Below are 26,549 nucleotides of genomic sequence, written 5' to 3' on the forward strand. Positions count from 1 at the left end.
TTCAGGGCAGCGCTGGCGGCGACAGGGGCGTTGGCAGCAGCGCGCATAGTTCCTGCGCCACCTGCCGGCGCCGTTCGGGCGTGGCGAAGACGCCCACGTCCACCTGCACGCCGCCACGGCCGATATCCTTGATGCGTATCAACTGGCGCGGCCAGCACGGCACTTCGACGCGCGTGCGCCATGGCGAAAAGTGGTGGCGCCGGCAGTGGCCGGCGCTGACCTGTTCGATGATCAGTTCGCCATCGCGCAGGGCGATGTGCTCATAGTCGCGCGCATGGCGCAGGTAATGCAGCAGGGCGACGGCCACCAGGCCCAGTTCGGCGAACGAAAAGACGGGAATGTACCAGAGGCCGCGCAGCGCAAAGGCGGCGGCAATCGTCAGGGAAAACAGGCATAGCAAGCCATAGGCGCGCAGCAACTGGCGCGCCGTCAAGGCACTGTGGCGCGCCAGCAGCCATTGCGGCTGCTCGCGCGAGTGATCGCGTGGCATGGCGCCTCCCGCACTGTCGCACTACTGCCCCATTTACCTGTCGCCCCGTTCCCCTGTCACTGCGGCGGCTCACACCACCGCCAGCTCACGCCCGGCTCAGGCGCCCATCCTCACCAGCGCATGGCCCACATGCTGCCACCAGTGATCGCGCGACTTGGCCTGTTTCAGGCAAGACATGTCGATTTCCGTGGGAAACACGCGATCCTGGCACACCTTCGTTTCCAGGGCATAACGCTGGTTTTCCGCCGCGGCCAGGGCCACGACGAGCCAGAACGCCAGCGCCAGCAAGATCACCAGCGCACTCCAGGCCAGGTGATTGGTGTTACTTTTTTCGCCAAAAAACTCGCGTGGCCGCGTCTCGCGGTACATCGACATCAAGTCTTTTTCTTTCTCTTCCGACATCTGCGTTTGCATCCTCTGACATCCTATCCTGTGCCGGCCGGCTGGCCATGGCGGCGCGCACGCCGCCTTGCCCTCATTTTACGCTGATGGCGCCAGAGCGGCGGCAATTTGCGGCCGGACGCCGGCATCAGGGTCGCGGCGCTGGCGCCTGGGGAGCGCCGGGCTCGCCATCGTCCCCCTCTGCCGGCAGCACGGGCGCCAGGCTTTCCACATGATCGACGTCGATGTCGCCGCCATCGGGCGCCGTATTGCGCGGTTCCACGCCGGCCCGTTCGCCCGTGCCGGCCGCATCGCTGTCGTTCTCCAACGCTTCCGCGTCCTGGCCAGGCACGCCCTGCATGTCGCTGCCGCTGTCGGAACTGTCGCTGGGACCGAGCGCGCCCTTGCCATGGCCGCTACCCAGGACGCGGTCGGGCGTGACGGGCAAATTGTCCGGATCGAGTGTGCTGCTGCTCATGGCTGACTCCCGTTAACAAAAAAACCAGCTTACTCCCCTGGCCCGGCCAGCGGCGCACGCCTGCACGACCTTTTCCAAGGGGAAAATGCGGCGACGCACAAATATTTTCAAAAATTACTTCACAAATGTACTATTCATTGCTATAGTTAATTCAAGTAAGCATCTTCTCATCCAGAAACTGCTTCATCGGCGGCACGGCGCCCACCAGCGCGGCGCCGCCGAACCGACCGGTACGTGGCGATCCGGCCCATCCACCCAGCCATCATGCACATTTTGGAGTCTTATCATGCAAGCCAAATCACTCATCGCAGCATTGTTTGCCATCACCACCGCCACTTCGGCTTTCGCCCAAAGCGCCGCGCCTGCCGCTGCCAGCCAGCAACTCACGCGCGCTGACGTCACGGCCGAATACATCCGTGCCCGCAACGCCGGCGAAATCGCCACCAGCGAAGTCGACTACCCGAAAACGCCGGCCACCGCCGCCAGCAAGGTGACGCGCGAACAAGTCATGGCCGAGTTCTACGCCGCCCGCAAGGCTGGCCTGATCCCGCAAACGGAAGCGGACTTTGATGTCGCGCAAACGGCCAAGCACGTCGTGCAATAAGAAACCAGTCAGCCGGTTTCAGTCAGTAACAACTCAGTTGCGGCGCAGCACTCGGGCCACTCCCGAAGCTCCCCGCGGCGAGCTGTGATTTCCCCGCAGCACCCCCAACATATCTCTCCCGGAGTTCCTGCATGTCCCTGCACCGCCGTCTGCTTGCCGCCAGCCTGATCCTTGCCTTGAGCGCTTGCGCCGACATGGGCCATATCGCGCCGCAATCGGCCATGCTCGACGCCAATAAATTGCAGGCCAGCCAGGCCATGGATGCCGCCGCCAGCGCCGCCATACAATGGCCGCGCACGCAATGGTGGCAAGACTTGCACGACCCGCAATTGAACCACCTGATGGAGCAGGCGCTGGCCGACAGCCCCACCCTGCGCGGCGCCCAGGCGCGCGTGCGCCAGGCCGAGGCGCTGGCCGGTGCGGCGGAAGACAAGACCCGCCCGCAGGCGGACGCGAACGTCTCCATCAACCGCGAACTGTATTCGCAGCACGGCAGCACGCCCGCGCCGCTGGCCGGCAACTATGCCTGGCGCAACCAGGCCACCGTCACGGCCTCGTACGACCTGGACCTGTGGGGCCGCAATCGCGCCGCCCTGTCCGCCGCGCTGGGCGACGTGCAGATGGCGTCGGCCGAATCGCAGATGGCCCGCCTGGCCCTGGAAACGGCGCTGGTGCGCACCTACATCCAGCTGTCGTATGAATTCCAGCTGCAGGACGTGATCGAACGCAGCCTGGCGCAGCGCGCCCGCATCCTCGACATCACGCGCCAGCGCAAGGCGGCCGGCATCGGCACCGATGTTGACGTGGCGCAAATCGAAACCACCTTGCCCGCGGGACGCCGCCAGCTGGAGCAGTCGGCCGAATCGCTGGCCCTGCTGCGCAACCAGCTGGCCGCGCTGGCGGGCAAGGGCCCGGGCGCCGGCGCGGCGCTCACGCGCCCCGTGCTGCGCCTGGACCAGCCGCTGGCCATTCCCGCCGCCCTGCCGGCCGACCTGATCGGCCGCCGTCCCGACATCGCCGCCCAGCGCTGGAGAGTGGAAGCGGCAGCGCAGCGCATCGACGCGGCCAAGGCCGAGTTCTACCCGAACGTCAACCTGGTGGCCTTTGCCGGCTTCCAGGCCTTCGGCTTCAGCCACTTTCTCGACGCCAACTCTGAGATCCGCGGCGCCTCTCCCGCACTCAGCCTGCCCATCTTTGCCGGCGCCCGCCTGCGCGCCCAGCTGGGCAGCCAGACGGCCGTGTACGACGGTGCCGTGGAGCAATACAACGCCACCGTCATCAACGCCATGTCGGACGTGGCCAACGCCGTCACCAAGGCACAATCGCTGGAAAAGCAGCACCAGCTAACCGTGCAGGCGCTGGCCACGGCGCAGCGCGCGCGCGACCTGGCGGAAAAAGCGTACAAGGCGGGCATGAGCGACGCCATCAACATGCTCAACACGCAAGTGGCGCTGCTGGCGGAAGAACAACAGCAGGCGCAGAATGGAGCGCGCGAGCTCGATCTGTACGTTTCCTTGATGAATGCATTGGGAGGCGGCATCTAGGCTCGCGTTGCCATAGCCCAACAAGATACAATCGGAGCTTTATTCACACATGAAGGAATATGACATGACCGCTTTTGACGCCACCTCCAAGCGGCTGCAAAACATCCGCACGCGCATGCCAGGCTTCCCCATGGAACTGATGCGCCTGTTGCGCATGACGTACCACATTCAAAAAGGCATGAAGGACCTGACCAATGCCGCGCTGAAAAAGCACGACCTGGTCGATGCCAGCTACATGGTACTGGCCGTGCTGTACGGCACGGACGACGAAACCTCGAACGCCTGCACCCTGGGCATGGCGTGCCATGAAAAGCCGGCCAACCTGACGCGCGTGTGCAACGACCTGGAAACGCGTGGCCTGATCCACCGCGGCACGCGCCCCGGCGACCGCCGCTCCGTGATGATTTCGCTGACCGACAAGGGCCGCGCGCTGATCGAAACGGCGCTGCCCGACGTGTACCAGGAAACCTCGGCCCTGTACGAAGGGTTCACGGAAGAAGAGCTGCAAGTGCTCGACAAGCTGTACATGCGCCAGTTGCGCAACCTCAATAATCTCAACAACCAGAACTGATAGCCTATCGATGACGCCAGCCACAGCAACAAAACCCACATATGGCCCCCTGACCCGGGCGGCCCACTGGCTGGCGCTGGCGCTGCAGGACTGGCGCGCGACGGAAGGCGAACGCTGGATCTACGTCGGCAAGAACCTCATCGCATCGTTCTGCGCCCTGTGGCTGGCCTACCGCCTGGGCCTCGACTCGCCCAGCACGGCGATGACCACCACCATCATCCTGGCCCTGCCCAGCAGCGGCATGGTGCTGGAAAAAAGCTTTTACCGTCTGTGCGGCACCCTGCTCGGATGCACGGCCGCGCTGACCCTGATCGGCCTGTTCCCGCAGCAGCCCGTGCTGCTGTTCGCCGGCCTGGCCCTGTGGGTGGGCCTGTGCACGAGCGGCTCGGCCCTGCACCGCAACGCCCAGTCGTACGTGTACGTGCTGGCCGGCTACACGGCCTGCATGATCGTGCTGCCCGCCATCGAACAGCCGATGCAGGTGTTCGCGCTGGCCGTCACGCGCGTGGCCGAAGTCGGCCTGGGCATCATCTGCTCGGCGGCAGTCTCCAGCGTGCTGCTGCCGCGCCACCAGGGCACGCAGGTGATGCGCACGGTGCAGGCCCGCTACGGCAAATTCCTCACCTTTTGCCATGACGTGCTGCAGCAAAAGCTCACGCCGGCCCAGGTGGAACTGACGCATCTGCAGTTTGCCGCCGACGTGGCGGCGCTGGAACTGGGCCGCTCGGCCGCGCTGTTCGAAGTCACCAGCAAGGTGAGCCACGTGCGTGCGCAGAACCGCAAGCTGCACGCCTTCAACGCCACCTTCATGACGGCGCTGACCACCTTCTATACCTTTCACCGCCTGTTCGACCGCCTGCAGCGCGATGGCGAGACACAAGTCATGCAGGCCTGCGCGCCCCTGTACGCCATCGTCGCCGAGGCGCTGCAGGCGACGCCTTCGCAAGACTCGCTCGACACCATGCAGCGCCACCTGCAGACGGCACTGGCGCAGGCACGCGCGGAGATCGACAGCGCGGCCATCATGCATGCGCAGCGCATCGACTTCGACACCGTGTGCGAGCTGCTCGAGCGCTTCGCGCGCGACATGAGCCGCTTTCACGAAGTGTATTTCAGCCTCGTGCACGACACGCCGCTCGAGGTGAGCACGCCGCAGGCATATGCGCCGAAGACGCCGCCCGCGCTGGTGCTCGCCAGCGGCGCGCGCGCCGGCATCAGCCTGGCCCTGCTGGCGCTGGGCGCCTACTTCCTCGCCTGGCCCTACGCCAGCACGGCGATGCTGATGGCGGCCGTGTTCTGCGCGCTGGCCTCGTCCTCGCCGCGCCCCATCATGATGATCCGGCAAGTGCTGGCGGGCTTCCTGATCGCCATGCCCCTGTCGCTCGTCTGCGTGTATTTCGTGCTGGTGCACGGCGACGGCTTCCCCATGCTGGTACTGAGTTTTGCACCGTTCCTCGCCGTCGGCCTGTACCTGATGACGAATCCCGCCAAGCTGGGCGTGGGCCTGGGCGTGTCGACCTTCATCACGCAGATGGCGCCGACGAATCTGATGCACGTCGACGGCGCGGCCTTTTTGAACACGGGCATGGCGCTGATCGTAGGCCTGATGCTGGCCGCCCTCGTGTTCGCCGTGCTGCTGCCCGAGCACACGATGGGCCACAAGGACCATATCGGCCCGGCCCTCTGGCGCGAAGCGCTGCAGGCGTGCACGGCGCCGGCGCGCCGGGTCAAGCACCGCTTCGACAACCGCGTGCGCGACCTGCTCAGCCAGCTCAATGCAGCGGCCGGACCGGCGCCGGGCGAGGCCACGCGCGCCGTCGTGCGCCAGGCCCTGACCCTGCTGGAAATCGGCCACTCCGTGATCGAGTTGCGCGAACTGATCGCGACCGCCCGCCCGGGCGCCACGCGCCATGCGCTGCAGCAGTGCGTGGACGGCATCGCCGCCTGGCTGCGCACGCGCGGCGATGCGCAACTGCAGGCGGCGCTGGACGCCACCCTGCAGGCGGGCGCCGTGGTGCGCGCGGCCCAGACGCAAGCCGATGCGACAGCCGAACGCAGCGCGCGCCTGCAGACGGCCTTGGCCGACCTGCATTCGATCTACACCTCATTACTCGACCACATGGCGCCTGGCGCCGGAGACCACCATGCCGCGTGAATTCGCCCTGTTCGGAATTCTGATTCCTACCCTGCTGCCCCTGTTCATCCTCAGCATCGGCCTGCAAACCCTGCTCGACCGCGTGCTGGGCTGGCTGGGCGTGTACCGCATGGTGTGGCACCCGTCGCTGGCGCGGCTGTGCATCTTCATCGCCATCTTCGGTGCACTGGCTCTATCGCTTTACAAATAAAAAAAACTGTTCAACCTGATCAAGGAAAGGCTGCCGACATGGTAAGCAAACTGACCCGCTATGCAATCACCCTGCTGCTCTTGGCCGCAGCCCTATGGATAGGCAAGACCGTCTGGGACCGCTACATGGAGTCGCCGTGGACGCGCGACGGGCGCATCAAGGCCGACATCGTCAACATCAGCGCCGACGTGGCCGGCACCGTCACGGAGGTGCTGGTGCGCGACAACCAGGTGGTGCAGAAGGGCGATATCCTGTTCGTCGTCGACAAGGAACGCTATGCCAGCGCGCTGGCGCAGGCCGACGCAGTGCTGGCCACGCAAAAAACGGAAATGGGCCGCCGCGGCAAGGAAGCGCAGCGCCGCGCCAATCTGGACGCCAGCATCATCTCGACGGAAAGCCGCGAAAGCGCCGCCTACGCCGCCACATCGGCCTCGTCGCAAGTGCAGGCCGCCGTGGCCGCCCGCGCGCTGGCGCAACTGAACCTGGAACGCACCACCGTGCGCGCCCCCGTCAGCGGCTACGTGACGAACCTGAACGTGCACAAGGGCGATTTTGCCGCCGTCGGCGCGGCCAAGCTGGCCGTCATCGACAGCGCCTCGTACTACGTCGTCGGCTACTTCGAAGAGACCAAGCTGGGCATGCTGGCGCAGGACGACAAGGCGGAAATGAACCTGATGAGCGGCGGCACCCTGCATGGCCATATCGAGAGCATCGCGCGCGGCATCACCGACCGCGACGCCGCCACGGGCCGCGAACTGCTGGCCGACGTCAATCCCACCTTCAACTGGGTGCGCCTGGCGCAGCGCGTGCCCGTGCGCATCCACATCGACGAGCAGCCGAAGGGGCAATTGCTGGTGGCGGGCACCACCTGCACCGTGGTGATCACGCCTCAGTCGGCACCGGCGCCCAAGCCTGCGGCGGCGCACCCGGCATGATCATGATGCGCGGCGGCGCCGGACGCCTGGCGGAAATCGCCCTGTTCCTCGACGCCGCGGTGCTGGGCAGCTTTTCCGCCGCCGGCCGCAAGCACGGCCTGTCGCCGGCCGCCGCCAGCGCCGCCATCGCGCGCCTGGAAACGGCGCTGGGCGCCACCCTGTTCGAGCGCACCACGCGCCAGCTGCGCCTGACGGAAGAGGGTTTGCACTACCGCCAGTACAGCGAACAGGCGCTGGACTTGCTGGCGCAGGCGGAAGACGGCTTGCACGGGGGCGGCGGCGCCGTGCGCGGCATGGTGCGGATCTCGGCGCCGTCCGACATCGGCCGCCAGCTGCTGCTGCCCATGCTCGACCGCTTCGCCGCGCTGCACCCGCAGCTGCGCCATGCGCTGACCCTGACGGACATCACGGCCAACCTGGTGCAGGACGATATCGACCTGGCCATCCGCTACGGCGAGCTGCCCGACAGCGAGATGGTGGCGCGCCTGCTGCACCCGGGACGGCGCGTGGTCTGCGTGGCGCCCGCGCTGGCCGCCAGGGTCGGCGTGCCGGCCGCGCCGCGCGACTTGGCACAGCTGCCCACGCTCGTGCTCACGGCCGGCGACGGCGCGCCGCAGGAATGGCGCTACCGCGCAGACGGCAAGCGCCACAGCCTGCGCCTGCAAGGCGCCTGGCACAGCAACGACGGCGAAATCATCCGCCGCTGGGCCGTGGCCGGCCATGGCTATGCCTACAAATCCCTGCTCGACATCGGCGACGACCTGCGCGCGGGGCGCCTGCAGACGGTGCTCGACGATTATTTTGCCGACAACGTCCCCCTGAATCTGCTGTACCGGCGCAGCCGCTTCCAGCCGCCGCGCGTCGCCCTGCTGGCCGACTTCCTGCAGCAGCAGTTCGCCGCGCTGCAAACCTGACGGCCGCCCTTACTGCGCCAGCACGCCCAGCTGGCGCAGCAGGGTCAGGTTGTCTTCCAGGTGCCAGTTGTCGCTGATGCGCCCCTGCGCATTGACCTGATATAAATCAAACGCATGGAAATCGATGGCTTGCCCCTGCCCCTGCAAGGGCCCCTGCGGCGTGGGGAAGACGCCCGTGAAACGGCCCGTGAAATGCAGGCGCAGGGTGACCCGGTCGCCCGCCACCAGCATGTCCTCGATGACCACCTTCAAGTCCGGCACGGCCGCGTGGAACACCTGCGACGCCTGCAGCGGGCCGGCCAGTCCCTGCGGGCGGCCTGAGGGCAGGGTGCGGTCCGTAAAATCGTCGGCCAGCGCCAGGCGCGCCAGGGCCGGGTCGCCGCTTTCCCAGAACGCGGCATAGCGGCGCGCGGCCAGCGCCACCGTGGCGTCGGCTTTCGCGCCGGACAAATGGGCGGGCATAGGCAGATTGATGGCGGCATGGGCTGGCGCGGCGGCCAGCAGGGACAGTGCCAGGATGGCGGGAGCAAGAACAGAGGCAGAAGCGGACATGGTCATTCCAGGTGAGTTGATCGGCGTGCACATGGCACACCGCCATTCTGGGCTCGCTTGCCCTGCTTGATAATTGACCCCGCGCTTGAAGCAATTGCTTGCCAGGATTGAAAATAAGTTGAAAATGCCCTGAAAATCAGCGCCCGCCGGCCACGTCGAGGATGCTGCCCGTTACATAGCTGGCCCCCGTCCCCAGCAGGTACAGGATGGCGTCGGCGATTTCTTCCGGCTGGCCGCCCCGCTGCATGGGCACGCCCGATGCCAGGCGCGCCACCCTGCCCGGTTCGCCGCCCGAGGCATGGATGTCCGTGTAGATGATGCCGGGCCGCACGCCGTTGACGCGGATGCCTTCGGCCGCCACTTCCTTCGCCAGGCCCAAGGTGAGGGTATCGACGGCGCCCTTGGAAGCGGCGTAATCGATGTATTCGCCCGGGGAGCCGATGCGCGCGGCCACCGACGAAACATTCACGATACGCCCGCCCTGCCCGCCGTTCGCCGTCGACATGCGCCGCACGGCCTGCTGGCAACACAAAAAGTAACTGATCACGTTGGTGCGCAGCACGCGTTCGAGGCGCTGCACGGAAATGTCGGCCAGCCGGCATTTCTGCTCCAGCACGCCCACATTGTTGACCAGCGCCGTGAGCGTGCCCAGGCGCGCATCGACTTCATCGAACAAACGCGCCACGTCCGCCTCATCGCTGACGTCGGCCTGCACGGCGATGGCCTCGCCGCCCTCGGCCACGATACGCGCGCACAGTTCCCCGGCCGCCTGCGCATCGCGCACATAGTTGACGCAGACGGCATAGCCCTGGCGCGCCGCCAGCAGCGCCGTCGCCGCACCGATGCCGCGGCTGCTGCCCGTAATCAGGATCACTTCCTTCATTACCCCTCCTCGATGGTTGTGGTCTCATGATACCCGCAAGGTGCAGACGTAAAAAAGCCCGCACAAAGCGGGCAGTTTGCCGATCCATCCCTCATCGTCACGACGCCGGAGAAAATCGTAGCGAGCGGCAGTGATTTGTGGCCGAGAAGCGCAACCGTACTTTGTACGGGGGCGCCGAGCCGGTGAGCATCGCCGGCCGCAAAGCGCGACGCGCAGTAGATTTTATCCGGCGTTCTATGACCTGAAGTGCGTCATGGCATAAGTCAGGTGCTGCCACCAGTGTTCGCGCGTCTGCACGGACGCCAGGCATTTCGCATCGACCTCGTTCTTGAACGCGGGGTCCACGCAAGCCTTGCTGGCCAGCGCATTGCGCTGGTTTTCCACGTTGACGATGGCAATCGACAACCACGCCACAAGGGCGACGGCCAGCACGCACAGGGTCCAGGGCAGCTGTTTCATGGTGTTCTCCAGTGTTACTTCTTCGCTGGCGCGGGAGCGCGCTCTTTCAGGACGCGCGCCACCAGTTCATCCATCACGCGCAGGGTCGCCGCCTGGGTCTGCGGCTCGGACTGGCCCGGACGCGACAACTGCGCCGGCGACGTCACGAAGCGGCCGTCGATGACGATGGTCGGCGCGCTGTCGATCTTGCTGGCGGCGATCAATTGTTCATTGCGTTTCAGCTTGGTCTGCACGCCGAAGGAGTTGAACATGTCCAGGTATTTGGCCTTGTCGATGCCGTTCTTCACCAGCAGGTCGAGAATGGCGTCATCGCGGTTCAGGCGGTTGCGCTCGACGTGGATGGCGCGGAAGATCTTGTCGTGGAACTGGTCCAGCTGGCCCATCGCTTCGAGCGTGGCATAGGCGTGTGCCTGCGGGTCTTTCGGGCCGGAGAAGGCCAGGTGGATGCGGCGGAAGGCGATCTTGTCGCCCTGCTTCTTGACCCAGTCGTGCATCAGCGGATCGAGCGCATAGCAATGCGGGCAGGAGTACATGAAGTACTCGACCACTTCCACCTTCTTGCCCGTGTCCGTGCGCACTGGCGTCGGGAGCGTGGTAAAGCCGGTATCGGCCGCCATGGCGCCGCCGGTGGCCGCCACCAGGGTGACGGCGGCAAGCAGGGGACGCAAGAAACGCAGAAAACGCATAATAATCCTTCATCATAAGTGGTCGTGAACGGGGCGAGATTACCACTTTTTGCGCCGGGCGATGAGGCCCGGCCGGAAAAAAAGCGCTTTTACACGCCCCGTTTGCGCCCGATTAAGCCACTTTTAAGCGCCGCCGCGCCGCTGCCTCAGAAATGGTAGCGCGCCGACACGCGCAGCTGGCGCGCATCGTTGAGGTAAATGCTGGAGCGGCAGCCCGGCGCATCGCCGTAATGGCGGCGGTTGGCCAGGTTGCTGCCGGCCAGTTCCAGCTCCCACGCGCCCAGCTTGCGCACATAGCGCCCGTCCACGGTGGCGAACGCGGGCACTTGCGCCAGGCAGCTGCCGGCGAAATCGGGGCCGTAGCGCAAGGCGCGCAGCCATTGCACGCCCACGTCGGCACTGGCGCCGCCCTGCCCCGTCCAGTACAGGCGCAGGCTGGCCAGGGTCTTGGGCACGAGGGCGATGTCCGGGCCGTCGTAGGCGTAATCGTCATAGCGCGCATGCACCTGGCGCACCTGGGCGTCGAGGCGCCAGTCGCGCGCCAGCGCCATGCTGGCCTCGATGGCGATGCCGGCACGGCGCGAGGGATCGAGGTTGCCCGCAAAGCCCAGCTGGCCCAGGCTCTGGTCGAAGACGATCTGGTTGCTCAGGCGCTCGCTGAACACGCGCACGGAAGCGCTGCGCGCCGCGTCGCCGTAGGTGGCGCCCACCTCCGTTTCGCGCCGCAGCTGTCCCGCCAGGGGGCGGTAGCCGGCGCGGGTATAGCCATCGTCATCGATGCGGTAGCTGCGCGCGGCCCTGGCGTACACGCTCAGCTGCGGGCGCAGCTGCAGGCTGCCCTGCAAGTCCCAGGCATTCTGGTTTTCCCAGTCGCTGCCCCCGGCGGGCATGTCGGCCGGGTCGAGCTGGAACTGTTCATGCCGCAGCCCCAGCAGCAGGCGCGGCGCATATGCGCCGCCGAAGGCCAGCTCTTCGCGCAGCAGCAGCGCGCGCGAGTACTGGCGGCGCTGCGCATCGCCCGCGCGGCCCGAGCGCCGCTGCCACTGCATCAGGTCCAGGCCCACTTCCGTATCCGTGCCCACGCCGCCCACCTTGCCGTAATGGCGCACGCGGGGCGCCAGTTGCCGGCGGCGGCTGCTGTAGCTCGACTCGCTGCTGCCATCCTCGCCCGCATAGTGGGCCGTGGCGCGCTTTTCCCGCTGCGACAATTCCACGCCCAGCTCGAAACTGCCCACATAGCGCTGCACGAAGGCGCTGGCGCGCCGCACCTCATAGCGGTACAGGTCTTCCGGACGGGCCGCCAGCAAGGACAGGAACGGCGCCTCGGGCGCGGGATAGCGGGTGTCCTGCTTCAGCTGGTCGGCGCTGAAGCCGAAGCGGCCCTGGCGCAGCTTCCATTCCGCGCCGCCGTTGAAGCCGCGCTGGTGAAACACGCTGCCATCGCGGTAATTGCCATTGCGCAGGCCGTCGATGGCCATATCGAGCGACATGCCGTCCTGGTCGCGCGACAGGGCGGCGCGCACGCTGTGCTGGCCGCCGTGCGCCAGTTCGGCGGACAAGTCGCCGTGCGTGACGCCGGCCTGCGGCACGGGCGGCGGCGCCAGCTCCTGCGCGCACGCCGGCATGGCCAGAGCGCACAACAGCAAGGTGCGCGTAGCGATGGTCAGGGCGGAAGGGGCAGGCATCATGGCGGATAGCTGGGTGCGCTAGTGGGGCGCGGACGCACGGTAAGGGGACGGAGGGATGGCAAAAGCGAATCATTATACGCACGGCGCGCGGCGCCGCAACAGCGCGCGGGGCTGCCAGCATAATTCATTGCTTATTTGTAATTTTTACGGGTATATTAACGAGCGTCCGGCGATCCTGGGCGCAGCCGGCCGCATTTGAAAATCAACAAGCCACTGTGGGAGTCACGCATGGAAAGTCGTAGCATACAGCGCCGCCGCATTGCCCCCCTCCCGGGCAAGCTCAAAGCCCTTGCCATCACTGCCCTGCTGCTGGCCGGCCTGGCCCTGCAGGCCGACCTGTTCGCCCAGCCTGACCAGGGCAAGCCGGCCAGCGCGGCCGTGCCGCCGGCGCCGTCCGCCGACGGCATCGCCCTGGCGTCGCCGCACGCGGCCGCCGTCGCCACGCCCAGCGCCAGCAACGCCTGGGGCGGCGCGCGTACGGGCGCGCAAGCGACCCTGTCGGACCGCGTGGTCGACTACCAGATCGAAGCGACGCTCGATCCCGTCAAGCACACGATAGACGGCCGGCAGAAACTGCGCTGGCGCAACCGCAGCGCGCAAGCCGTCAGCAGCGTGTACCTGCACCTGTACCTGAATGCGTTCGAAGGCGAGCATTCGACCTTCTTTACCGAGAAGCGCAAGCTCGATACGGGCTTCCGCTCGGGCGTCGGCACGCGCGACGGCGAGTGGGGCTACATGGAACTGCGCAGCATGACGCAGAACGGCGCCACGGCGCCCTGGCATTTCGTCCAGCCCGACAACGGCCCGGCCACCGACCGCACCGTGGTGCGCGTCGACTTGCCGCAGGCCGTCGCGCCGGGCGCCGAGACGACGCTCGACATCCGCTTCTTCGACCAGCTGCCGCGCGTCATCGCGCGCACCGGCTATTTCGGCAGCTTCCACCTGGTGGGCCAGTGGTTCCCGAAGATCGCCGTGCTGGAACTGCCCGGCGAACGGGGCGCCACCGCGCCGCGCTGGAACGCGCATGAATTCCACCTGAATTCGGAGTTCTATGCCGACTTCGGCCACTACGACGTGAAGCTGACCGTGCCCAAGGAGTACACGGTGGGCGCCACGGGCGAACTGCAGGGCGCGCCGCAGGAAAAGGACGGCATGCTCACGCATCACTACGTGCAGGGCGACGTGCACGATTTCGCCTGGACGGCCGACAAGCGCAGCGCAGCGCCATTGACGGGCAGCTGGAGCGCCCCTGGCAGCCCGCCCGTGGCCATCCGGGTGCTGTACCCGCCCGAGTACGCATCGAATGCGGCGCCCGCGCTGCAGGCGGCCAAGGACTCGCTCACGTATTTCTCGCGCACCCTGGGCCCGTATCCGTACAAGACCCTGACGGTGGTGATCCCGCCGTTTAATGCGGCCGAAGCGGGCGGCATGGAATACCCGACCTTCATCACCGCCTCGAGCTTCGCCAGCCTGCAGCCGAAGACCATCGCCGGATTCGGCCTCGACTTCGTCACCATCCACGAATTCGGCCACGGCTATTTCTACGGCATCCTGGCCTCGAACGAATTCGAGGAACCCATCCTCGACGAAGGCTTGAACGAGTACTGGGACCAGCGCATGCTGCGCGCGCGCGGCCAGGACATCCACGCCACCACGCCCCTGCTCAAGCGCCTGGGCTTCGCTCCCGCCTTCAAGGTCTTCGAGGCCGAGCGCATGGCCGCGCCGCGCCAGGACGCGGCCGACCCGCTGGGTCAGAATGCCTGGAACCGCCTGCAGGGCGTGGGGGCCGTGTACAGCCGCACGGCCGTCACCCTGCGCGACCTGGAAGCGCGCATCGGCAGCGAAGCCATGGAACGGGGCTTCAAGGCCTATTACGAACAATGGAAATTCCGCCACCCCAGCGTGGCCGACCTGCGCGAAGCGCTGGCCGAAGCGACGGGCCAGCGGCGCATCGTGGAACAGGTCTTCGCGCAGCAAGTCCATGCCAGCGCGAATATCGACGACCGCATCGGCAGCTTCACCAGCGAAGAGCAGACGCCGCTGGCCGGCCTGGCGCTGGTGAACGGCAAGCGCGTGGAACACACGCCCGAGGCGCTGGAAAAAGAAGAGGACAAGGTGCGCGCGGCGTGGGAGAAGGCGCACCCGGACGCCAAGCCCGGCACCGGGCCCTATCCCTATCTCACCAGCGTGGTGCTGCGCCGCCGCGGCGCGCCCGTGCCGCAGGTGCTGCTGGTGAAGTTCGCCGACGGCAGTTCCGAACGCGTGGTGTGGGACAACGGGCAGCTGTGGCAGCGCTACACCTGGAGCAAGCCCGTGAAGGCCGTCTCGGCCGAACTCGACCCCGACCGCGTGCACTACCTCGACGTCAACAAGCTCGATGACAGCCGCACCCTGAAAGCCGATACGTCCGCCGCGCGGCGCTGGAGCCTCGATATCGCCGCCGCCTTCCAATACCTCCTTTCCCTGATCGCCATCGTATGAGCGCCACTTCCACGCCATGGGCCAGCGGCCTGACCCTGACCACGCGCGCCAGCCGCGCCGCCCTGCAATGGCGCTTGCTGCTGCTGTGGGCGGGCCTGCTGCTGATCCCCGCCATCATTGCCGTCATTCCCCTCTGGCGCACCTTGGGCGCCAGCCTCGATCAGGCCATCCATGCGGCGGCGCTGGCACAGCAGCTCGACCTGATGACGGTGGCCGACCTGGCCGCCAATGCCAGCCGCAATGGGGCCGCCATCAGCCAGGCCGCCATCGCCGCCATCGCCCTGACCCTGCTGCTGTCGCCGCTGCTGAGCGGCCTGGTGGTGACGGCCGCGCGCGCCCCCGCGCCACCGGGTTTCGGTGCCCTGCTGACGGGTGCCTTCAGCGAATACGGCCGCATGCTGCGCATGCTGTTGTGGAGCATCGTGCCGCTGGGCGTGGCGCTGGCAATCGGCGCCGGCGCGCTGAAACTGGCCGACAGGCACGCGGCGACAGCCATCCTGGAAGCCGACGCCGACCTGGCCCGCCACCTGGCCTTGCTGCTCGCGGGCGTGCTGTTCCTGCTGGCCTGCGCCACGCTCGACGCGGGCCGCGCGGCGCTGGCCGTCGACCGGCGCCGCACCTCGGCCGTCAAGGCCTGGTGGCGCGGTCTCGGCATGCTGCGCCGGCGTCCGCTGGCCTGCCTGGCCATCTACCTCGCCATCACCTTGCTGGGACTGGCGCTGTATGCGCTGCTGGGCGTGGCACGGCTGAACCTGGCCGGCCCGGGTCCGCTGGCCATCGCGGCCGGCTTGCTGGCGACGCAGCTGGCGGCGCTGGTGCTGGCGTGGATGCGCAGCGCGCGCCTGTTCGCCTTGATCGGCGTCAAGCGTTCAATCGCCTAATCAGGCCCCCAGACGCCCTTCATCAGCCAGGAAGTCGATGAAGGTGCGCACTTTCGACGACAGGTAGCGGCGGCTCGTGTAGACGGCGTACACCTTGCCGCCCGCCAGCTTGAAATCGTCGAAGAGGCGCACCAGCCGCCCCGCCGCCAGGTCCGCATCCGTTTGCCACGACGGCAGCAGGGCGATGCCCATGCCGTCGAGCGCGGCCGCGTGCAGCAGGCTTTCGTTATTGCATTGCAGCACGGGCGTAAACTTTACCGTCTCGCGTCCCTGCGCCCCGTCGAACGTCAATTCATTACCGTTTGACAACAAGGAATAGCTGATCATGGCGTGCTGCGCCAGGTCTTGCGGCGTGTGCGGCTGGCCAGCGCGCGCCAGGTAGGCGGGCGCGGCCACCAGGTGAAAGGCGATGCTGCCGATGGGCCGCGCGATCAGGGCCGGCGACGGCGCCTGGCTCACGCGCAGGGCCAGGTCGAACCCCTCTTCCACCAGGTTGACCACCCTGCCGCTCAAATCGATGTCGAACGTGACTTCCGGGAAGCGCTCGCGGTAAGCCACCAGGGTGCACGTAAAGATGGCATTGGCGAACCAGACGGGGGCGCTCAGGCGCAGCATGCCGCGCGGCACCACCGTCGTGCGGCCCACGGTCGCTTCCACCTCGTCGAGGTTGTCGAGCATGTCGCGGCACTGTTCAAAATACACCTTGCCGATTTCCGTCAGGCTCAGGTGGCGGCTGCTGCGGTTCAGCAGGCGCGCGCCCAGGTGGCGTTCCAGGTGCATCACGTGCTTGCTGACCATGGCCGGCGACAGATCGAGGCGCTCGCTGGCGCGTACGAAGCTGTCCAGTTCCACCACGGCGCGAAACACGCGCATGCTGCGCAAGGTATCCATGACTGCCCAATCATCAACAAAATGGAAATGATATATCAATAATTGCGATCTTGATCAACTGACCGCGCATGACTATCATCATTCCATCATCAGCCATTCCCACCAGGAGCCGCCATGCAAGAGCACACATTCCCTACTTACTTCCTGTCGCACGGCGGCGGCCCGTGGCCATTCATGAAAGACCAGTTCGGCGGCCGCTACGACGTGCTCGAAGCATCGTTGCAGGATATCCCGCGCCAGATCGGCGCGCGCCCGAAAGCCGTGCTGGTCGTGACGGCGCACTGGGAAGGGCCGCAGTTTCTCGTCTCGGCCAGCCCCAAGCCGGGCATGATCTACGATTATTCGGGTTTTCCGCCGCACACCTATCAAATCCAGTACCCGGCGCCGGGCGCGCCGGAACTGGCGGCACAGGTCAAACAGTTGCTCGATGCGGCCGGCCACCCGGCGCGCCTCGACCACGAGCGCGGCTTCGACCACGGCACCTTCAGCGCCCTGTTCCCCATCTACCCCAAAGCGGACGTGCCGCTGGTGCAGCTGTCGCTGAAACACGGCTACGATCCGCTGACGCACGTCGAGGTGGGCCGCGCGCTGGCCGGCCTGCGCCGTCAAGGCGTGCTGATACTGGGCAGCGGCCTGAGTTACCATAACCTGCGCCAGTTCGGCCAGGCGGGCGCCGTCGCCTCGCACCAGTTCGACGCCTGGCTGCGCCAGACGATGGCCTTGCCGCCACAGCAGCGGCTGCAACAGTTGCTGGCCTGGGACCGGGCCCCGGGCGCGCGCCAGGCCCACCCGCAGGAAGACCATCTGCTGCCGCTGATGGTGGCGCTCGGCGCGGCCGAGCAGGAAGCGGCGCAGGTCGTGTACAACGAGGAGGATTTCTTTGGGGCGCTGGCGGTGACCAGTTTCAGATTCGGATAATCCGCCAGCGCATAAAAAAGCGCCGCGACAGTGATGTCGCGGCGCTTTTTGCATGGAGGGCATAACTTGAATCAGGTGCCGCGCTTGCCCCGCGCCGCATTCTTCGCCTTTTCGGCGGCAATTTCCGCCGCTTTCGCCGCTTTTTCCGCCATCTCGGCCGCGTGCTGGGCCATCAGGGCCGCGCGCGTGTCCGGCGTTTCCAGCGAGATGCGGCCCAGGATGCCGCTGCGGTAGTCGAGCAGCAGGGTGTGCGACGCTTTCTCGAAATCGTAGTCGCCGCCCTTGATGCGGAAGCCGCGCTTGGCGGCGATGCCCTCGACCACGCCGATGGCGTCGACTTCACCGACCTTGGTGCCGTAGCGGGCCGCCAGCAAGTCCGGATAGCGCTTGAGCAATTCCTCGGCCAGGAAGACGGCCACTTCCTCTTCGATCAGCGCGTTCGAGCCGATCGCGTGGCTGGCCGCCAGCATCAGGCCGTCGCTGGGGATGGCGATCTTCGGCCACAGCATGCCGGGCGTGTCGACGAGGATGGTGTTCTTGTCCAAGTACAGCTTTTGCTGCATTTTCGTCACGGCCGGCTCGTCGCCCACCTTGGCCACGCGTTTTTTCAGCAGCGCGTTCATCAGGGTCGACTTGCCCACGTTGGGAATGCCCATGATCATGATGCGCAGCGGCTTGGTCGGCACGCCGCGGTGCGGCGCCAGCGATTTCGCCAGGTCCGGAATGCGCGCCACGTCGCCCGGCTTCTTGGTCGTCATCGCATATGCGGTCACGCCTTCCTGGGCATTGAAGTACGCCACCCAGGCGGCTGTCGCGGCAGGGTCGGCCAGGTCGGTCTTGTTGAGGATTTTCAGGCAAGGGCGCTGGCGGAACAGGCGCAGCTCGTCCACCATGGGATTGCAGCTGGCTGCCGGCAGGCGCGCGTCCACCACTTCAATCACCAGATCGGTGTTTTCCATGGTCTCGGCCGCTTTCTTGCGGGCCGCGTTCATGTGTCCTGGGTACCATTGTATCGCCATGCTCTTGCTTTCAAAATCGTTCGGTCAATCCGCTATTTTACGTGGTTGCCGCCGCGACGTCCCATTTTCCGCCGCCAGCGCCAGCCGTGCGACGCGAACGAGACAATTGGTGATAATTTAGCAGTTACACGAATGATAATATCCGCAGTCCGTCCAGCCTGGCCGGTTTCCCCATTGCAAGCACAACCTGGCACGCCTTCCATGCATCTTCCCCGTTTCCTCCTCCTCGCCCCCCTTTGCGCCTGCCTGCTGCCCGCCATGGCCCAGGAACAGCCGGTGGGGCCAGGCGACGCAGTGAACCAGGAAATGCAGCAGATTGTCGATGTGCAAGGCACGCGCGATCCCGACCTGCGCCCCTACCGCACCATGCTCAAGGGACTCGACGCGTACGCCGACTACCAGCGCCTGGCGCCCGGTGCGCCGCTGCGCTTCATGCTGATCCCCGCCACGCCGAAGGCCAGGCTCGATGGCGTAACCCTGCATTTGTCGGCCGACAACCTGTCCATCCCCGTGCCGCTGGCCGCGGACGGCGGCTTCACCTTGACGCGCGACAAGACCGCCTACGATGCGAATGCCGACCTGGTCAGCAACAAGAAGCGCGACACCCTGCGCTGGCGCGCCGACATCCACACGCCGGGCCTGCCCCAGAATGTGCGCCGCCTGGGCGACCTGCGCCTGGAATGCGAAATCCGCTGGGCCGTCGAGCAGGATGATCTGCCGTTTGTGCGGCGCAACCTGTTCCGCCTGGCGGGCGGGCCGTGCCACTCGTCGCTGATCCACGTGCCGTTTCCCGTGTTCCGCAAGCTGCTTGCCGTGCAAGCACGCTCGGGCGAGCGCACGCTGGACATCCGCATCACGGACGACCGCCAGCGCTACGTGCCGCCGCTGCATGACGCGAACTGGGACGACAATACCCTGCTGACCCTGACTTACGCCGACGATGAAAAAATGGCCGGAGCCGCCCCTGCGGCACCGTTGAAGGCAGCGCAGCACCAGTAAGGCGCGCCCGGGAAGCCAGGTCAAGTATTTCCACAAGGATTTTTATATTTACTGAGAGTAATAAAAAAATGTGCTCTAATATCGCCTCTTAAATGAAAAGCAATTATTTCCAGGCTGGCTCCGCCAGGTGCAGGGAGATACGCGATGGGGATAGGTAGATATGATGATGGAACACACTGGCATGGCGCCCAAGCGCCCGCCGCGCAATGACTGGAAGAGGGAATGCCGGCAATTGCAGGGGCAAGTGGCGCAGCTGGAAGAGCGATTGAAACGCCAGAGCGCGGACAGTTATGGCTTGCAAATGCTGTATGACCAATTGGTCAATGAAATCAAGCACCACCGCGACATGCTGCAGCTCGACAGCTTCGATGCGGAGAAATCATCGCTCGTCTACACGCAAGCCTGGCGCCGCTTCATGGCCGGCGATGCGCTCGACTACCAGACCCACCGCCACACGAATTCCGGCAGCCGTCCCACCTTGCTGTAGTGAAAACTGCGCCGTTACAGTTCCGCCAGCGCCTTCACGTGCGCCGCCACGCTGCGGCCCAGCGATGACAGGTTGTAGCCCCCTTCCAGGCAGCTGACGATGCGGCCCTTGCCGTACAGACTGGCCACGGCCATCATCTGCTGCGTCATCCACGTGTAGTCGGCCTCCACCAGGCCCATGCCGCCCACGTCGTCTTCGCGGTGGGCGTCGAAACCGGCGGAAATGAAAATCATCTGCGGCTGCTGCCGGTGCAGCGCCGGCAGCCAGTGGTCGAGCACCAGCTGGCGCACGGCATCGCCCTTCGAGCGGGCGGGCACGGGCACGTTGACGCGCGTGTCCGTGTAGGACTCGACATCGCTGTACGGATAGAACGGGTGCTGGAAAAAGCTCACCATCAGGATGCGCGGATCGTGCGCTACGGACTCGGCCGTGCCATTGCCATGATGTACGTCAAAGTCGACGATGGCGACGCGCTCGAGGCCCCGCACGTCGAGCGCATGCTTGGCGGCGATGGCGATATTGTTGAACAGGCAAAAACCCATGGGTTCGCTGGGCCGCGCATGGTGGCCGGGCGGACGGATCGCGCAGAAAGCGTTGCTGATCTCGCCATCGATGACGGCGTCCGTGGCGGCCACGGCCGAACCAGCGGCAGCCAGCGCCGCCTCGTAGCTGTGCGCATTGAGCAGGGTGTCGCCGTCGAGCGGATAGTAGTCGCCCTCGGGCGGCACATTGTCGCGCACCAGGCCGATGGCCGTGGCGCTGTGGTTGCGCTCGATATCGGACAATTGCGCGCGCACGCCGTCGCGGTGCTCGACCAGGTCGCTGATGTGCGCGAGGATCAATTGATCATTGATGGCCTGCAAGCGGGCCGGCGATTCAGGGTGCCAGTCGCCCATTTCATGGCGCTGGCAATCGGGATGGGTATAAATGGCTGTGCTCATGCGCTGTACTGGTTACCTCTGTCTCTATCCATTCTCCGGGAACACTGCATGGCATTCCTGTCCGCCCTGCGCGTTCTCGCATAAAATCACTGGCTGGTCTGTGCCGCCCTTGCCGTCCTTGCTGCCTCTCTAATCTACCACGAGCGCGCAACGGGCGGGCGGCACGGTTTGACCTGGCCAAAGCGATTGTAAATTAAATAATCCGACTTACTGTGATAGAAATAGCATGTTTTCGAAAATACACCAGGCCGCACAGCAGATCGGCGAAGTTCTCGTCGGCAAACACTTGCAGATCCGCCAGACCCTCGCCTGCGTGCTGGCCGGCGGCCACCTGCTGATCGAAGACGTGCCCGGCGTGGGCAAGACAACCCTGGCCCATGCGCTGGCCATCTCGCTGGGCCTGCAATGGAAGCGACAGCAATTCACCAGCGACCTGTTGCCCGCCGACGTAGCCGGCATGAGCGTGTATGACCGGGGCAGCGGCAGCTTCCTCTTTCATCCCGGCCCCCTGTTCACCCAGGTGCTGCTGGCCGACGAAATCAACCGCGCCACGCCAAAGACGCAATCGGGCCTGCTCGAAGCGATGGAAGAGCGGCAAGTGACGCTCGACGGCGTCACGCATGCGCTGCCGCAGCCGTTTTTCGTCATCGCCACGCAGAACTGCGCGCACCAGCTGGGCACCTTCCCCCTGCCCGAATCGCAGCTCGACCGCTTTCTCATGTGCGTGACCCTGGGCTACCCCGATGCGGCCGCGGAACGGGCGCTGCTGCTGGGCGCCGACCGCCGCGCCATGCTGCAAACCTTGCCGGCCGTCATGAACGCGGAAGAATTGCTGCAGGCGCAAGCGGGCCTGCGCGCCATCCACGCCTCGGCCGCCGTGGTCGACTACGTGCTGGCCCTCGTGCATGCCACCCGCGCGCCGGGCGTGTTTGCCGATGGCCTCAGCCCGCGCGCCGCATTGGCCCTGCTGCAGGCGGCGCGCGCCTGGGCCGCCCTGGCCGGACGCGACCACGTCACGCCCGACGATGTGCAAGCCGTGCTGCTGCCCGTCTGCGCCCACCGCCTGCATGCGGCGCAAGGATCCACGGATAGCCGCGCGCTGCTGCAGCACATGCTCTTGAGCATTCCCGTCTGACCGGCATGCGCTGGCGCAATATCTCTTGGCTGCCGGCGCGCCCCTGGCTGGGCGCGCAGCGCGTGCACATCCGCCCTTCGCGCGCGGGCCTGGCGTTTGCCGCGCTGCTGCTGGCGCTGTGGATCGCCGCCGTCAATTACCGCCTGGGCCTCGGTTATGCGCTCACGTATTTCGCCGCCGCCTGCGCCATCGCCGACATGCTGTTTACAAGCCGCAACCTGGCGGGCCTGGCCTTGGCCGCCGCGCCGGGCAGCCCCGTGTTCGCGGGCAGCCACGCCTCGTTCACCTTGCGCCTGATCAACCGCAGTACGCGCCCGCGCCATGCAATCCACCTGGCCGCAAGCGATTCGCCGGGAGCGCCCAGCCTGGCCGACATCGCCGCCCACGGCGAAACGGCCGTCAGCATCGTCGTGGCGGCGCGGCAACGCGGATGGCTCGCTGCTCCTCCCGTGCGCCTGTCGGGCAGTTTTCCGCTGGGCCTGTTTGTTGCCTGGTGCCATTGGCAGCCCGAGGCCCGCGTGCTCGTGTATCCGCAGCCCGAGCACCACGCGCCGCCGCTGCCCTTGCCTGCCGGCACGTTGCGACAGGCAAAACAGGCACGGCAGCCAGACTCGCCCGGCTGCGCCCCGGAACTGGCCGGCGTGCGCGCCTACCAGCCCGGCGACCCTTTGCACCGCCTGGCCTGGCGCCAGATCGCCCGCCATGACGGCGAGCATGTATTCAGCAAGCAATTCCAGCCTGGCGCCGACGCCCCAAAGCGCACAGCGCATGGCAACCTCATGCTCGACGAAGCCGCCCTGCACGCGCTGGCGCCGGAAGCGCGCCTGTCGCGCCTGGCCGCCTGGGTGCTGCAGGCGGAACGCACGGGCTTGCCGTACGGCTTGCGCCTGGGCCAACTGACGCTGGCGCCGGCCCTGGGCACCAGCCAGCGCGACGCCTGTTTGCGCGCGCTGGCCCTGCACGGCTTGCCACAGCATGAGGCCATGGCATGAGGCAATGGCTGACCAACTTGCCACGCGACAAGGCGGACATTGTGCTGCTGTTGCTGGCTGCCGCCATGGTGCTGGCGCCGCACGCGCTGCACCTGCCCCCGTGGCTGTCGACGGCAAGCGCCGCCCTGCTGCTGTGGCGCGCCGTAATCACCGTGCGGGGCCGGCGCCAGCCGCCGCTGGCAATGCTCGCGCCGCTGGCCCTGCTCGGCATCGCCGGCGTGTACGCCAGCTATGGCACCGTGCTGGGACGCGATCCCGGCGTAGCCCTGCTGGCCTTGCTGCTCGCCTTGAAATCGCTGGAAATGCATGGCCGGCGCGATATCTTCGTCTTTGTCTTCCTCAGTTTTTTCCTCCTGCTGGCGAACTTCTTTCATGCGCAAGGCATCCTCAGCGCCGCGTGGATGCTGGCCACCGTCATCGTCCTGCTGGCCGCCCTGCTGTCGGCCCAGTACGGCGCCGTGCAGCCACGCCTGGCGCAACGGTTAAATTTGCTGGGACGCATGCTGGCGCTGGCCGTCCCCCTGTCGGCCGTGATGTTTCTTGCCGTGCCGCGCGTCGACGGCCCCCTGTGGGGCGCCGCGCCAGAAGACGCGCAGGCGCGCACGGGCTTGTCCGACAGCATGCAGCCGGGTGCCATCGCCTCGCTGGCCCTGTCAAGCGACCCCGTCTTCACGGCCCGTTTCAGCACGCCGCTCCCGCCGCAAGAGCAGCTGTATTGGCGCGGCGTGGTGCTGGGCGACTTCGACGGCGCCACCTGGACGCGCCGGGGTGCGAAAGGGCGCGCGCCTGCCGGCGACAGCCGCATCGACATCGCGCTGGAAGGCCAGCCCAGCCAATATGAAGTGACCTTGCAGGCGAGCGGCCAGCGGCGCATCTTCGCGCTTGACGTGCCGCGCAGCATCGAACGCTTGCCCGGCAACCCGTATGTCGTCTCGTCCGCGCTGGAAGTGCTGACCATCCAGCCCATTACTTCGACCGTGCGTTACCGCGTCAGTTCCCAGCCGCGTTACCGGCTGCAGGCCAAGCTGTCTTTGGCCCAGCAACAGCCATGGCTGGCCTTGCCCCCTGGCAGCAATCCGCGCAGCGTGGCCTGGGCCCGCGCCCTGCGCGGCAGCGGCGCGCACGCGCTGGCGCCCGCCGATGCCGTCGCCGCCGTGCTCGATCACTTCCGCCGCGCACCCTTCCGCTACACCCTGCAGCCGCCGCTGCTGGGCAAGCATGGCGTCGACGACTTCCTGTTTGGCACGCAGGCGGGCTTTTGCGAACATTACGCGGGCAGCTTTGTCGTGCTGATGCGCGCAATGGGCATCCCCGCGCGCGTCGTGACCGGTTACCAGGGCGGCCAGCGCAACGGTACGGACAACAGCCTGAGCGTGCGCCAGTCCGACGCCCATGCCTGGAGCGAAGTGTGGCTGGCGGGCCGGGGCTGGGTGCGCATCGATCCCACCGGCGCCGTCGCGCCCCTGCGCACGGAGCGCAACCTCGATGCCGCCCTGCCGCCGCCCCCGTCGCCGCTGACGGCATGGCGCGCCTTGGCCGGCCTCGACGGCGGCGCGCGCGGGGCGCTTGCCGCCTGGCGCCAGCAATGGCAGCAGGCCGAGCACGCCTGGAGCAGCTGGGTGCTCGACACCACGCCGCAGCGCCAGCGCGCCATGCTCGATGGCTTGAGAAACTTGCCAGCGAACAAGCTGGCACTCGCTTGCGCCGTGCTGGCCCTGCTGTCCGCCGGGGGCGGCGCACTGGTCTGGTGGCGGCAGGCGCGGCAAGGCGATCCGCTCGACCGCCTGTACGCGCAGTTTTGCCGCCAGCAGGCGCGGCGCGGCTACAGCCGTGCGCCGCATGAAGGCCCGCACGGTTATGCTGCCAGGTTGGCCGCGGGCCAGGCCACACAAAAGGCGCACGCCGCCATCGCAGAGTATCTGGCAATCTATGCCGCGATGAAGTATGGTAATGCCAACCCAGACGAACAATTCCGCGCGCGGCGCAGCTTGCGCCGCCTGTTAACCCAATGCCGATGAGACGCTCCTTGTTACCGATCAAAACCTCCGCCCTGTCCCTGCTCCTCTCCCTTCCCCTGTGCCTGTCCACCGCGCACGCTGGCGAAAACAGCAATATTTCCGCCGCCGACCGCGCCCGTGCCGTGCGCGCAGCCAAGGCCCCGCCCGCCAAGGCGGCAGCCAAAAAAGCACCGGCAAAATTCGACTTCGAAGGCGAATTCGTCGACTATGCCAACTGGAAAGAGGTCCGCGCCTTCCTCGATGAAATGTCCGTCAAGCATGGCTTTGACCGCGCCGAACTCGATACCCTGATCGGCAAGGTGCGCTATGTCGAGTCGACCGTGCAGCTGATGAAGCCGGCCCCGCCCGGCAAGCCGAAGAACTGGCAAGCGTACAGCGCCCGCTTCATCGAACCGGTGCGTATCAATGCGGGCGTGAAATTCTGGGAAGAGAATGCGGAAGCGCTGGCGCGCGCCGAACGCGAATATGGCGTGCCGGCCGAGATCATCGTCGGCATCATCGGCGTGGAAACCGTGTACGGACGCAATACGGGCCGTTTCCGCGTGGTCGACGCGCTGACCACCCTGGCGTTTTCCTATCCGGAAAGCCCGAACCGCGCCGCGCGCATGGAATTTTTCAAAGGGGAACTGGAAAACGCGCTGCTGTACGCGCGCAAGGATGGCATCGATCCATTGACCCTGCTCGGCTCGTATGCGGGCGCCATCGGCTTGCCGCAATTCATGCCCAGCAGCATCATGAAATATGCAGTGGACTTCGATGGCGATAGTCACATCGACTTGCGCAATTCCACGGCCGACGCCATCGGCAGCGTCGCGCATTTCCTCGTCGAACATGGCTGGCGCCGCGACGACCCGGCCATCAGCACGTATCCAGTCACCGTCTCGGCCAGCCGCACGTGGGAAAAGTTCATCGGCCAGGGCTTGCAGGCCAAGTACCGGCTGGCGGAATTGCAGGAGGCCGGCGTGAGTGCCGCCCCGTCCACGCCTCAGAACATGTTGTTCGGCCTGATTGACTTGCAAAATGGTTCAGAAGCAACTGAGTATCACTTGGCAACCAATAACTTCTTTGCTATAACTCAGTACAACAGAAGTTATTTTTATGCCATGTCAGTCATCGACCTGGGCAAGGCCATCAGTCAAGTGCGCGCACGCTAACCGAAAGTCAGTGTAAAGTTATAATATTACTTGTAAGAAAGCGTAAGGGATGTTGAAGCGGCCAGCAAACACGTCTATGGTAGGGCCGATAACATGTGCCAGC

27 protein-coding genes are annotated in these 26,549 nt (G+C 66.3%); 16 read left to right on the forward strand and 11 right to left on the reverse strand.

Annotated elements, in window-relative coordinates; genetic code table 11:
- Window position 1 precedes the first annotated feature (1 nt).
- The 3 genes from AC1RJW_RS12910 to AC1RJW_RS12920 all read right to left on the reverse strand — a co-directional run bounded on the left by AC1RJW_RS12910 (window position 2) and on the right by AC1RJW_RS12920 (window position 1,349).
- Window positions 2–490, reverse strand: coding sequence for a DUF2244 domain-containing protein (locus tag AC1RJW_RS12910; protein WP_493045277.1), 489 nt, complete (start codon window positions 488–490; stop codon window positions 2–4).
- A gap of 96 nt (window positions 491–586) precedes the next feature.
- Complete coding sequence (locus AC1RJW_RS12915; RefSeq protein WP_493045278.1) at window positions 587–904, reverse strand: hypothetical protein; 318 nt, start codon at window positions 902–904, stop codon at window positions 587–589.
- Window positions 905–1,019: 115 nt separating this feature from the next.
- A complete protein-coding gene (locus AC1RJW_RS12920; protein ID WP_493045279.1) occupies window positions 1,020–1,349 on the reverse strand; it encodes a hypothetical protein in 330 nt (109 codons plus the stop codon).
- A gap of 286 nt (window positions 1,350–1,635) precedes the next feature.
- Between AC1RJW_RS12920 and AC1RJW_RS12925 the strand changes: the two genes are divergently transcribed.
- The 7 genes from AC1RJW_RS12925 (at window position 1,636) to AC1RJW_RS12955 (ending at window position 8,262) form a co-directional block, all read left to right on the forward strand.
- Window positions 1,636–1,953 (forward strand): DUF4148 domain-containing protein, encoded by a 318-nt coding sequence (locus tag AC1RJW_RS12925; RefSeq protein ID WP_071650291.1) that lies wholly within the window; start codon window positions 1,636–1,638, stop codon window positions 1,951–1,953.
- A gap of 131 nt (window positions 1,954–2,084) precedes the next feature.
- The gene (locus AC1RJW_RS12930) at window positions 2,085–3,497 is read left to right on the forward strand and encodes an efflux transporter outer membrane subunit (protein ID WP_493045280.1); all 1,413 of its coding nucleotides are present in this window, start codon (window positions 2,085–2,087) and stop codon (window positions 3,495–3,497) included.
- Between the two features lie 64 nt (window positions 3,498–3,561).
- Window positions 3,562–4,068 (forward strand): MarR family winged helix-turn-helix transcriptional regulator, encoded by a 507-nt coding sequence (locus tag AC1RJW_RS12935; RefSeq protein ID WP_046682655.1) that lies wholly within the window; start codon window positions 3,562–3,564, stop codon window positions 4,066–4,068.
- 10 nt (window positions 4,069–4,078) lie between these two features.
- Entirely contained in the window at window positions 4,079–6,223 is a 2,145-nt protein-coding gene (locus AC1RJW_RS12940; protein ID WP_493045281.1) for an FUSC family protein, read from the forward strand.
- Complete coding sequence (locus AC1RJW_RS12945; protein ID WP_070224633.1) at window positions 6,213–6,413, forward strand: DUF1656 domain-containing protein; 201 nt, start codon at window positions 6,213–6,215, stop codon at window positions 6,411–6,413. Before AC1RJW_RS12940 ends, AC1RJW_RS12945 begins: the two co-directional genes overlap by 11 nt.
- Window positions 6,414–6,451: 38 nt before the next feature.
- Complete coding sequence (locus AC1RJW_RS12950; RefSeq protein ID WP_493045282.1) at window positions 6,452–7,348, forward strand: efflux RND transporter periplasmic adaptor subunit; 897 nt, start codon at window positions 6,452–6,454, stop codon at window positions 7,346–7,348.
- On the forward strand, window positions 7,345–8,262 hold the full coding sequence (locus AC1RJW_RS12955) for a LysR family transcriptional regulator (RefSeq protein WP_493045283.1): 918 nt from the start codon (window positions 7,345–7,347) through the stop codon (window positions 8,260–8,262). Before AC1RJW_RS12950 ends, AC1RJW_RS12955 begins: the two co-directional genes overlap by 4 nt.
- A 9-nt stretch (window positions 8,263–8,271) precedes the next feature.
- Here AC1RJW_RS12955 and AC1RJW_RS12960 read toward each other — a convergent pair whose 3' ends face one another.
- The 5 genes from AC1RJW_RS12960 to AC1RJW_RS12980 all read right to left on the reverse strand — a co-directional run bounded on the left by AC1RJW_RS12960 (window position 8,272) and on the right by AC1RJW_RS12980 (window position 12,530).
- Window positions 8,272–8,820 (reverse strand): ester cyclase, encoded by a 549-nt coding sequence (locus AC1RJW_RS12960; RefSeq protein ID WP_493045284.1) that lies wholly within the window; start codon window positions 8,818–8,820, stop codon window positions 8,272–8,274.
- Between the two features lie 130 nt (window positions 8,821–8,950).
- A complete protein-coding gene (locus tag AC1RJW_RS12965) occupies window positions 8,951–9,697 on the reverse strand; it encodes an SDR family oxidoreductase (protein WP_493045285.1) in 747 nt (248 codons plus the stop codon).
- 234 nt (window positions 9,698–9,931) lie between these two features.
- Window positions 9,932–10,156, reverse strand: coding sequence for a hypothetical protein (locus AC1RJW_RS12970; RefSeq protein ID WP_493045286.1), 225 nt, complete (start codon window positions 10,154–10,156; stop codon window positions 9,932–9,934).
- Between the two features lie 14 nt (window positions 10,157–10,170).
- Window positions 10,171–10,842 (reverse strand): thiol:disulfide interchange protein DsbA/DsbL, encoded by a 672-nt coding sequence (locus tag AC1RJW_RS12975; protein WP_070219418.1) that lies wholly within the window; start codon window positions 10,840–10,842, stop codon window positions 10,171–10,173.
- 146 nt (window positions 10,843–10,988) lie between these two features.
- Complete coding sequence (locus AC1RJW_RS12980) at window positions 10,989–12,530, reverse strand: TonB-dependent receptor domain-containing protein (RefSeq protein WP_493045287.1); 1,542 nt, start codon at window positions 12,528–12,530, stop codon at window positions 10,989–10,991.
- Window positions 12,531–12,758: 228 nt separating this feature from the next.
- Here AC1RJW_RS12980 and AC1RJW_RS12985 point away from each other — a divergent pair, with 228 nt between their 5' ends.
- The gene (locus AC1RJW_RS12985; protein ID WP_493045288.1) at window positions 12,759–15,011 is read left to right on the forward strand and encodes a M1 family metallopeptidase; all 2,253 of its coding nucleotides are present in this window, start codon (window positions 12,759–12,761) and stop codon (window positions 15,009–15,011) included.
- Window positions 15,008–15,892 carry a hypothetical protein gene (locus AC1RJW_RS12990; RefSeq protein ID WP_493045289.1) on the forward strand — a complete coding sequence of 295 codons (885 nt, stop codon included), beginning with the start codon at window positions 15,008–15,010 and terminating at the stop codon, window positions 15,890–15,892. Before AC1RJW_RS12985 ends, AC1RJW_RS12990 begins: the two co-directional genes overlap by 4 nt.
- On the opposite strand, the gene AC1RJW_RS12995 is transcribed toward AC1RJW_RS12990, so the two are convergent.
- Entirely contained in the window at window positions 15,893–16,783 is an 891-nt protein-coding gene (locus AC1RJW_RS12995; protein ID WP_493045290.1) for a LysR family transcriptional regulator, read from the reverse strand.
- Window positions 16,784–16,897: 114 nt separating this feature from the next.
- On the opposite strand from AC1RJW_RS12995, the gene AC1RJW_RS13000 reads away from it, so the two are divergent.
- On the forward strand, window positions 16,898–17,701 hold the full coding sequence (locus tag AC1RJW_RS13000; protein ID WP_493045291.1) for a DODA-type extradiol aromatic ring-opening family dioxygenase: 804 nt from the start codon (window positions 16,898–16,900) through the stop codon (window positions 17,699–17,701).
- Between the two features lie 71 nt (window positions 17,702–17,772).
- Here the strand turns inward: AC1RJW_RS13000 and ylqF are convergent, their stop codons facing one another.
- Complete coding sequence (gene ylqF / locus AC1RJW_RS13005) at window positions 17,773–18,720, reverse strand: ribosome biogenesis GTPase YlqF (protein WP_493045292.1); 948 nt, start codon at window positions 18,718–18,720, stop codon at window positions 17,773–17,775.
- Between the two features lie 201 nt (window positions 18,721–18,921).
- On the opposite strand from ylqF, the gene AC1RJW_RS13010 reads away from it, so the two are divergent.
- Both AC1RJW_RS13010 and AC1RJW_RS13015 read left to right on the forward strand, forming a co-directional pair.
- Window positions 18,922–19,719: a hypothetical protein gene (locus AC1RJW_RS13010; protein ID WP_493045293.1), complete on the forward strand. Its 798-nt coding sequence runs from the start codon at window positions 18,922–18,924 to the stop codon at window positions 19,717–19,719.
- A 160-nt stretch (window positions 19,720–19,879) separates the two neighbouring features.
- Window positions 19,880–20,206, forward strand: coding sequence for a hypothetical protein (locus AC1RJW_RS13015; RefSeq protein WP_493045294.1), 327 nt, complete (start codon window positions 19,880–19,882; stop codon window positions 20,204–20,206).
- Window positions 20,207–20,220: 14 nt separating this feature from the next.
- Here AC1RJW_RS13015 and AC1RJW_RS13020 read toward each other — a convergent pair whose 3' ends face one another.
- Window positions 20,221–21,147 (reverse strand): histone deacetylase family protein, encoded by a 927-nt coding sequence (locus AC1RJW_RS13020; protein ID WP_493045295.1) that lies wholly within the window; start codon window positions 21,145–21,147, stop codon window positions 20,221–20,223.
- A 226-nt stretch (window positions 21,148–21,373) separates the two neighbouring features.
- Here AC1RJW_RS13020 and AC1RJW_RS13025 point away from each other — a divergent pair, with 226 nt between their 5' ends.
- Genes AC1RJW_RS13025 through mltB form a run of 4 tightly spaced genes read left to right on the forward strand, consistent with a single transcriptional unit; the run spans window position 21,374 to window position 26,446 of the window.
- A complete protein-coding gene (locus AC1RJW_RS13025; protein ID WP_493045296.1) occupies window positions 21,374–22,282 on the forward strand; it encodes an AAA family ATPase in 909 nt (302 codons plus the stop codon).
- A gap of 5 nt (window positions 22,283–22,287) precedes the next feature.
- Entirely contained in the window at window positions 22,288–23,274 is a 987-nt protein-coding gene (locus AC1RJW_RS13030) for a DUF58 domain-containing protein (protein WP_493045297.1), read from the forward strand.
- Window positions 23,271–25,292 (forward strand): transglutaminase TgpA family protein, encoded by a 2,022-nt coding sequence (locus AC1RJW_RS13035; protein WP_493045298.1) that lies wholly within the window; start codon window positions 23,271–23,273, stop codon window positions 25,290–25,292. The genes AC1RJW_RS13030 and AC1RJW_RS13035 overlap by 4 nt, the downstream gene beginning before the upstream one ends.
- Entirely contained in the window at window positions 25,283–26,446 is a 1,164-nt protein-coding gene (gene mltB / locus AC1RJW_RS13040; protein ID WP_493045299.1) for a lytic murein transglycosylase B, read from the forward strand. Before AC1RJW_RS13035 ends, mltB begins: the two co-directional genes overlap by 10 nt.
- The last annotated feature ends 103 nt before the right edge of the window (window positions 26,447–26,549 follow it).

Source organism: Janthinobacterium sp. GW822-FHT07A03, from assembly GCF_058798815.1.

Coding starts and splice junctions, on each gene's coding strand:
- AC1RJW_RS12910 (WP_493045277.1), bottom strand. CDS start 490: ATGCCACGCGATCACTCGCGCGAGCAGCCGCAATGGCTGCTGGCGCGC.
- AC1RJW_RS12915 (WP_493045278.1), bottom strand. CDS start 904: ATGCAAACGCAGATGTCGGAAGAGAAAGAAAAAGACTTGATGTCGATG.
- AC1RJW_RS12920 (WP_493045279.1), bottom strand. CDS start 1,349: ATGAGCAGCAGCACACTCGATCCGGACAATTTGCCCGTCACGCCCGAC.
- AC1RJW_RS12925 (WP_071650291.1), top strand. CDS start 1,636: ATGCAAGCCAAATCACTCATCGCAGCATTGTTTGCCATCACCACCGCC.
- AC1RJW_RS12930 (WP_493045280.1), top strand. CDS start 2,085: ATGTCCCTGCACCGCCGTCTGCTTGCCGCCAGCCTGATCCTTGCCTTG.
- AC1RJW_RS12935 (WP_046682655.1), top strand. CDS start 3,562: ATGACCGCTTTTGACGCCACCTCCAAGCGGCTGCAAAACATCCGCACG.
- AC1RJW_RS12940 (WP_493045281.1), top strand. CDS start 4,079: ATGACGCCAGCCACAGCAACAAAACCCACATATGGCCCCCTGACCCGG.
- AC1RJW_RS12945 (WP_070224633.1), top strand. CDS start 6,213: ATGCCGCGTGAATTCGCCCTGTTCGGAATTCTGATTCCTACCCTGCTG.
- AC1RJW_RS12950 (WP_493045282.1), top strand. CDS start 6,452: ATGGTAAGCAAACTGACCCGCTATGCAATCACCCTGCTGCTCTTGGCC.
- AC1RJW_RS12955 (WP_493045283.1), top strand. CDS start 7,345: ATGATCATGATGCGCGGCGGCGCCGGACGCCTGGCGGAAATCGCCCTG.
- AC1RJW_RS12960 (WP_493045284.1), bottom strand. CDS start 8,820: ATGACCATGTCCGCTTCTGCCTCTGTTCTTGCTCCCGCCATCCTGGCA.
- AC1RJW_RS12965 (WP_493045285.1), bottom strand. CDS start 9,697: ATGAAGGAAGTGATCCTGATTACGGGCAGCAGCCGCGGCATCGGTGCG.
- AC1RJW_RS12970 (WP_493045286.1), bottom strand. CDS start 10,156: ATGAAACAGCTGCCCTGGACCCTGTGCGTGCTGGCCGTCGCCCTTGTG.
- AC1RJW_RS12975 (WP_070219418.1), bottom strand. CDS start 10,842: ATGCGTTTTCTGCGTTTCTTGCGTCCCCTGCTTGCCGCCGTCACCCTG.
- AC1RJW_RS12980 (WP_493045287.1), bottom strand. CDS start 12,530: ATGATGCCTGCCCCTTCCGCCCTGACCATCGCTACGCGCACCTTGCTG.
- AC1RJW_RS12985 (WP_493045288.1), top strand. CDS start 12,759: ATGGAAAGTCGTAGCATACAGCGCCGCCGCATTGCCCCCCTCCCGGGC.
- AC1RJW_RS12990 (WP_493045289.1), top strand. CDS start 15,008: ATGAGCGCCACTTCCACGCCATGGGCCAGCGGCCTGACCCTGACCACG.
- AC1RJW_RS12995 (WP_493045290.1), bottom strand. CDS start 16,783: ATGGATACCTTGCGCAGCATGCGCGTGTTTCGCGCCGTGGTGGAACTG.
- AC1RJW_RS13000 (WP_493045291.1), top strand. CDS start 16,898: ATGCAAGAGCACACATTCCCTACTTACTTCCTGTCGCACGGCGGCGGC.
- ylqF (WP_493045292.1), bottom strand. CDS start 18,720: ATGGCGATACAATGGTACCCAGGACACATGAACGCGGCCCGCAAGAAA.
- AC1RJW_RS13010 (WP_493045293.1), top strand. CDS start 18,922: ATGCATCTTCCCCGTTTCCTCCTCCTCGCCCCCCTTTGCGCCTGCCTG.
- AC1RJW_RS13015 (WP_493045294.1), top strand. CDS start 19,880: ATGATGATGGAACACACTGGCATGGCGCCCAAGCGCCCGCCGCGCAAT.
- AC1RJW_RS13020 (WP_493045295.1), bottom strand. CDS start 21,147: ATGAGCACAGCCATTTATACCCATCCCGATTGCCAGCGCCATGAAATG.
- AC1RJW_RS13025 (WP_493045296.1), top strand. CDS start 21,374: ATGTTTTCGAAAATACACCAGGCCGCACAGCAGATCGGCGAAGTTCTC.
- AC1RJW_RS13030 (WP_493045297.1), top strand. CDS start 22,288: ATGCGCTGGCGCAATATCTCTTGGCTGCCGGCGCGCCCCTGGCTGGGC.
- AC1RJW_RS13035 (WP_493045298.1), top strand. CDS start 23,271: ATGAGGCAATGGCTGACCAACTTGCCACGCGACAAGGCGGACATTGTG.
- mltB (WP_493045299.1), top strand. CDS start 25,283: ATGCCGATGAGACGCTCCTTGTTACCGATCAAAACCTCCGCCCTGTCC.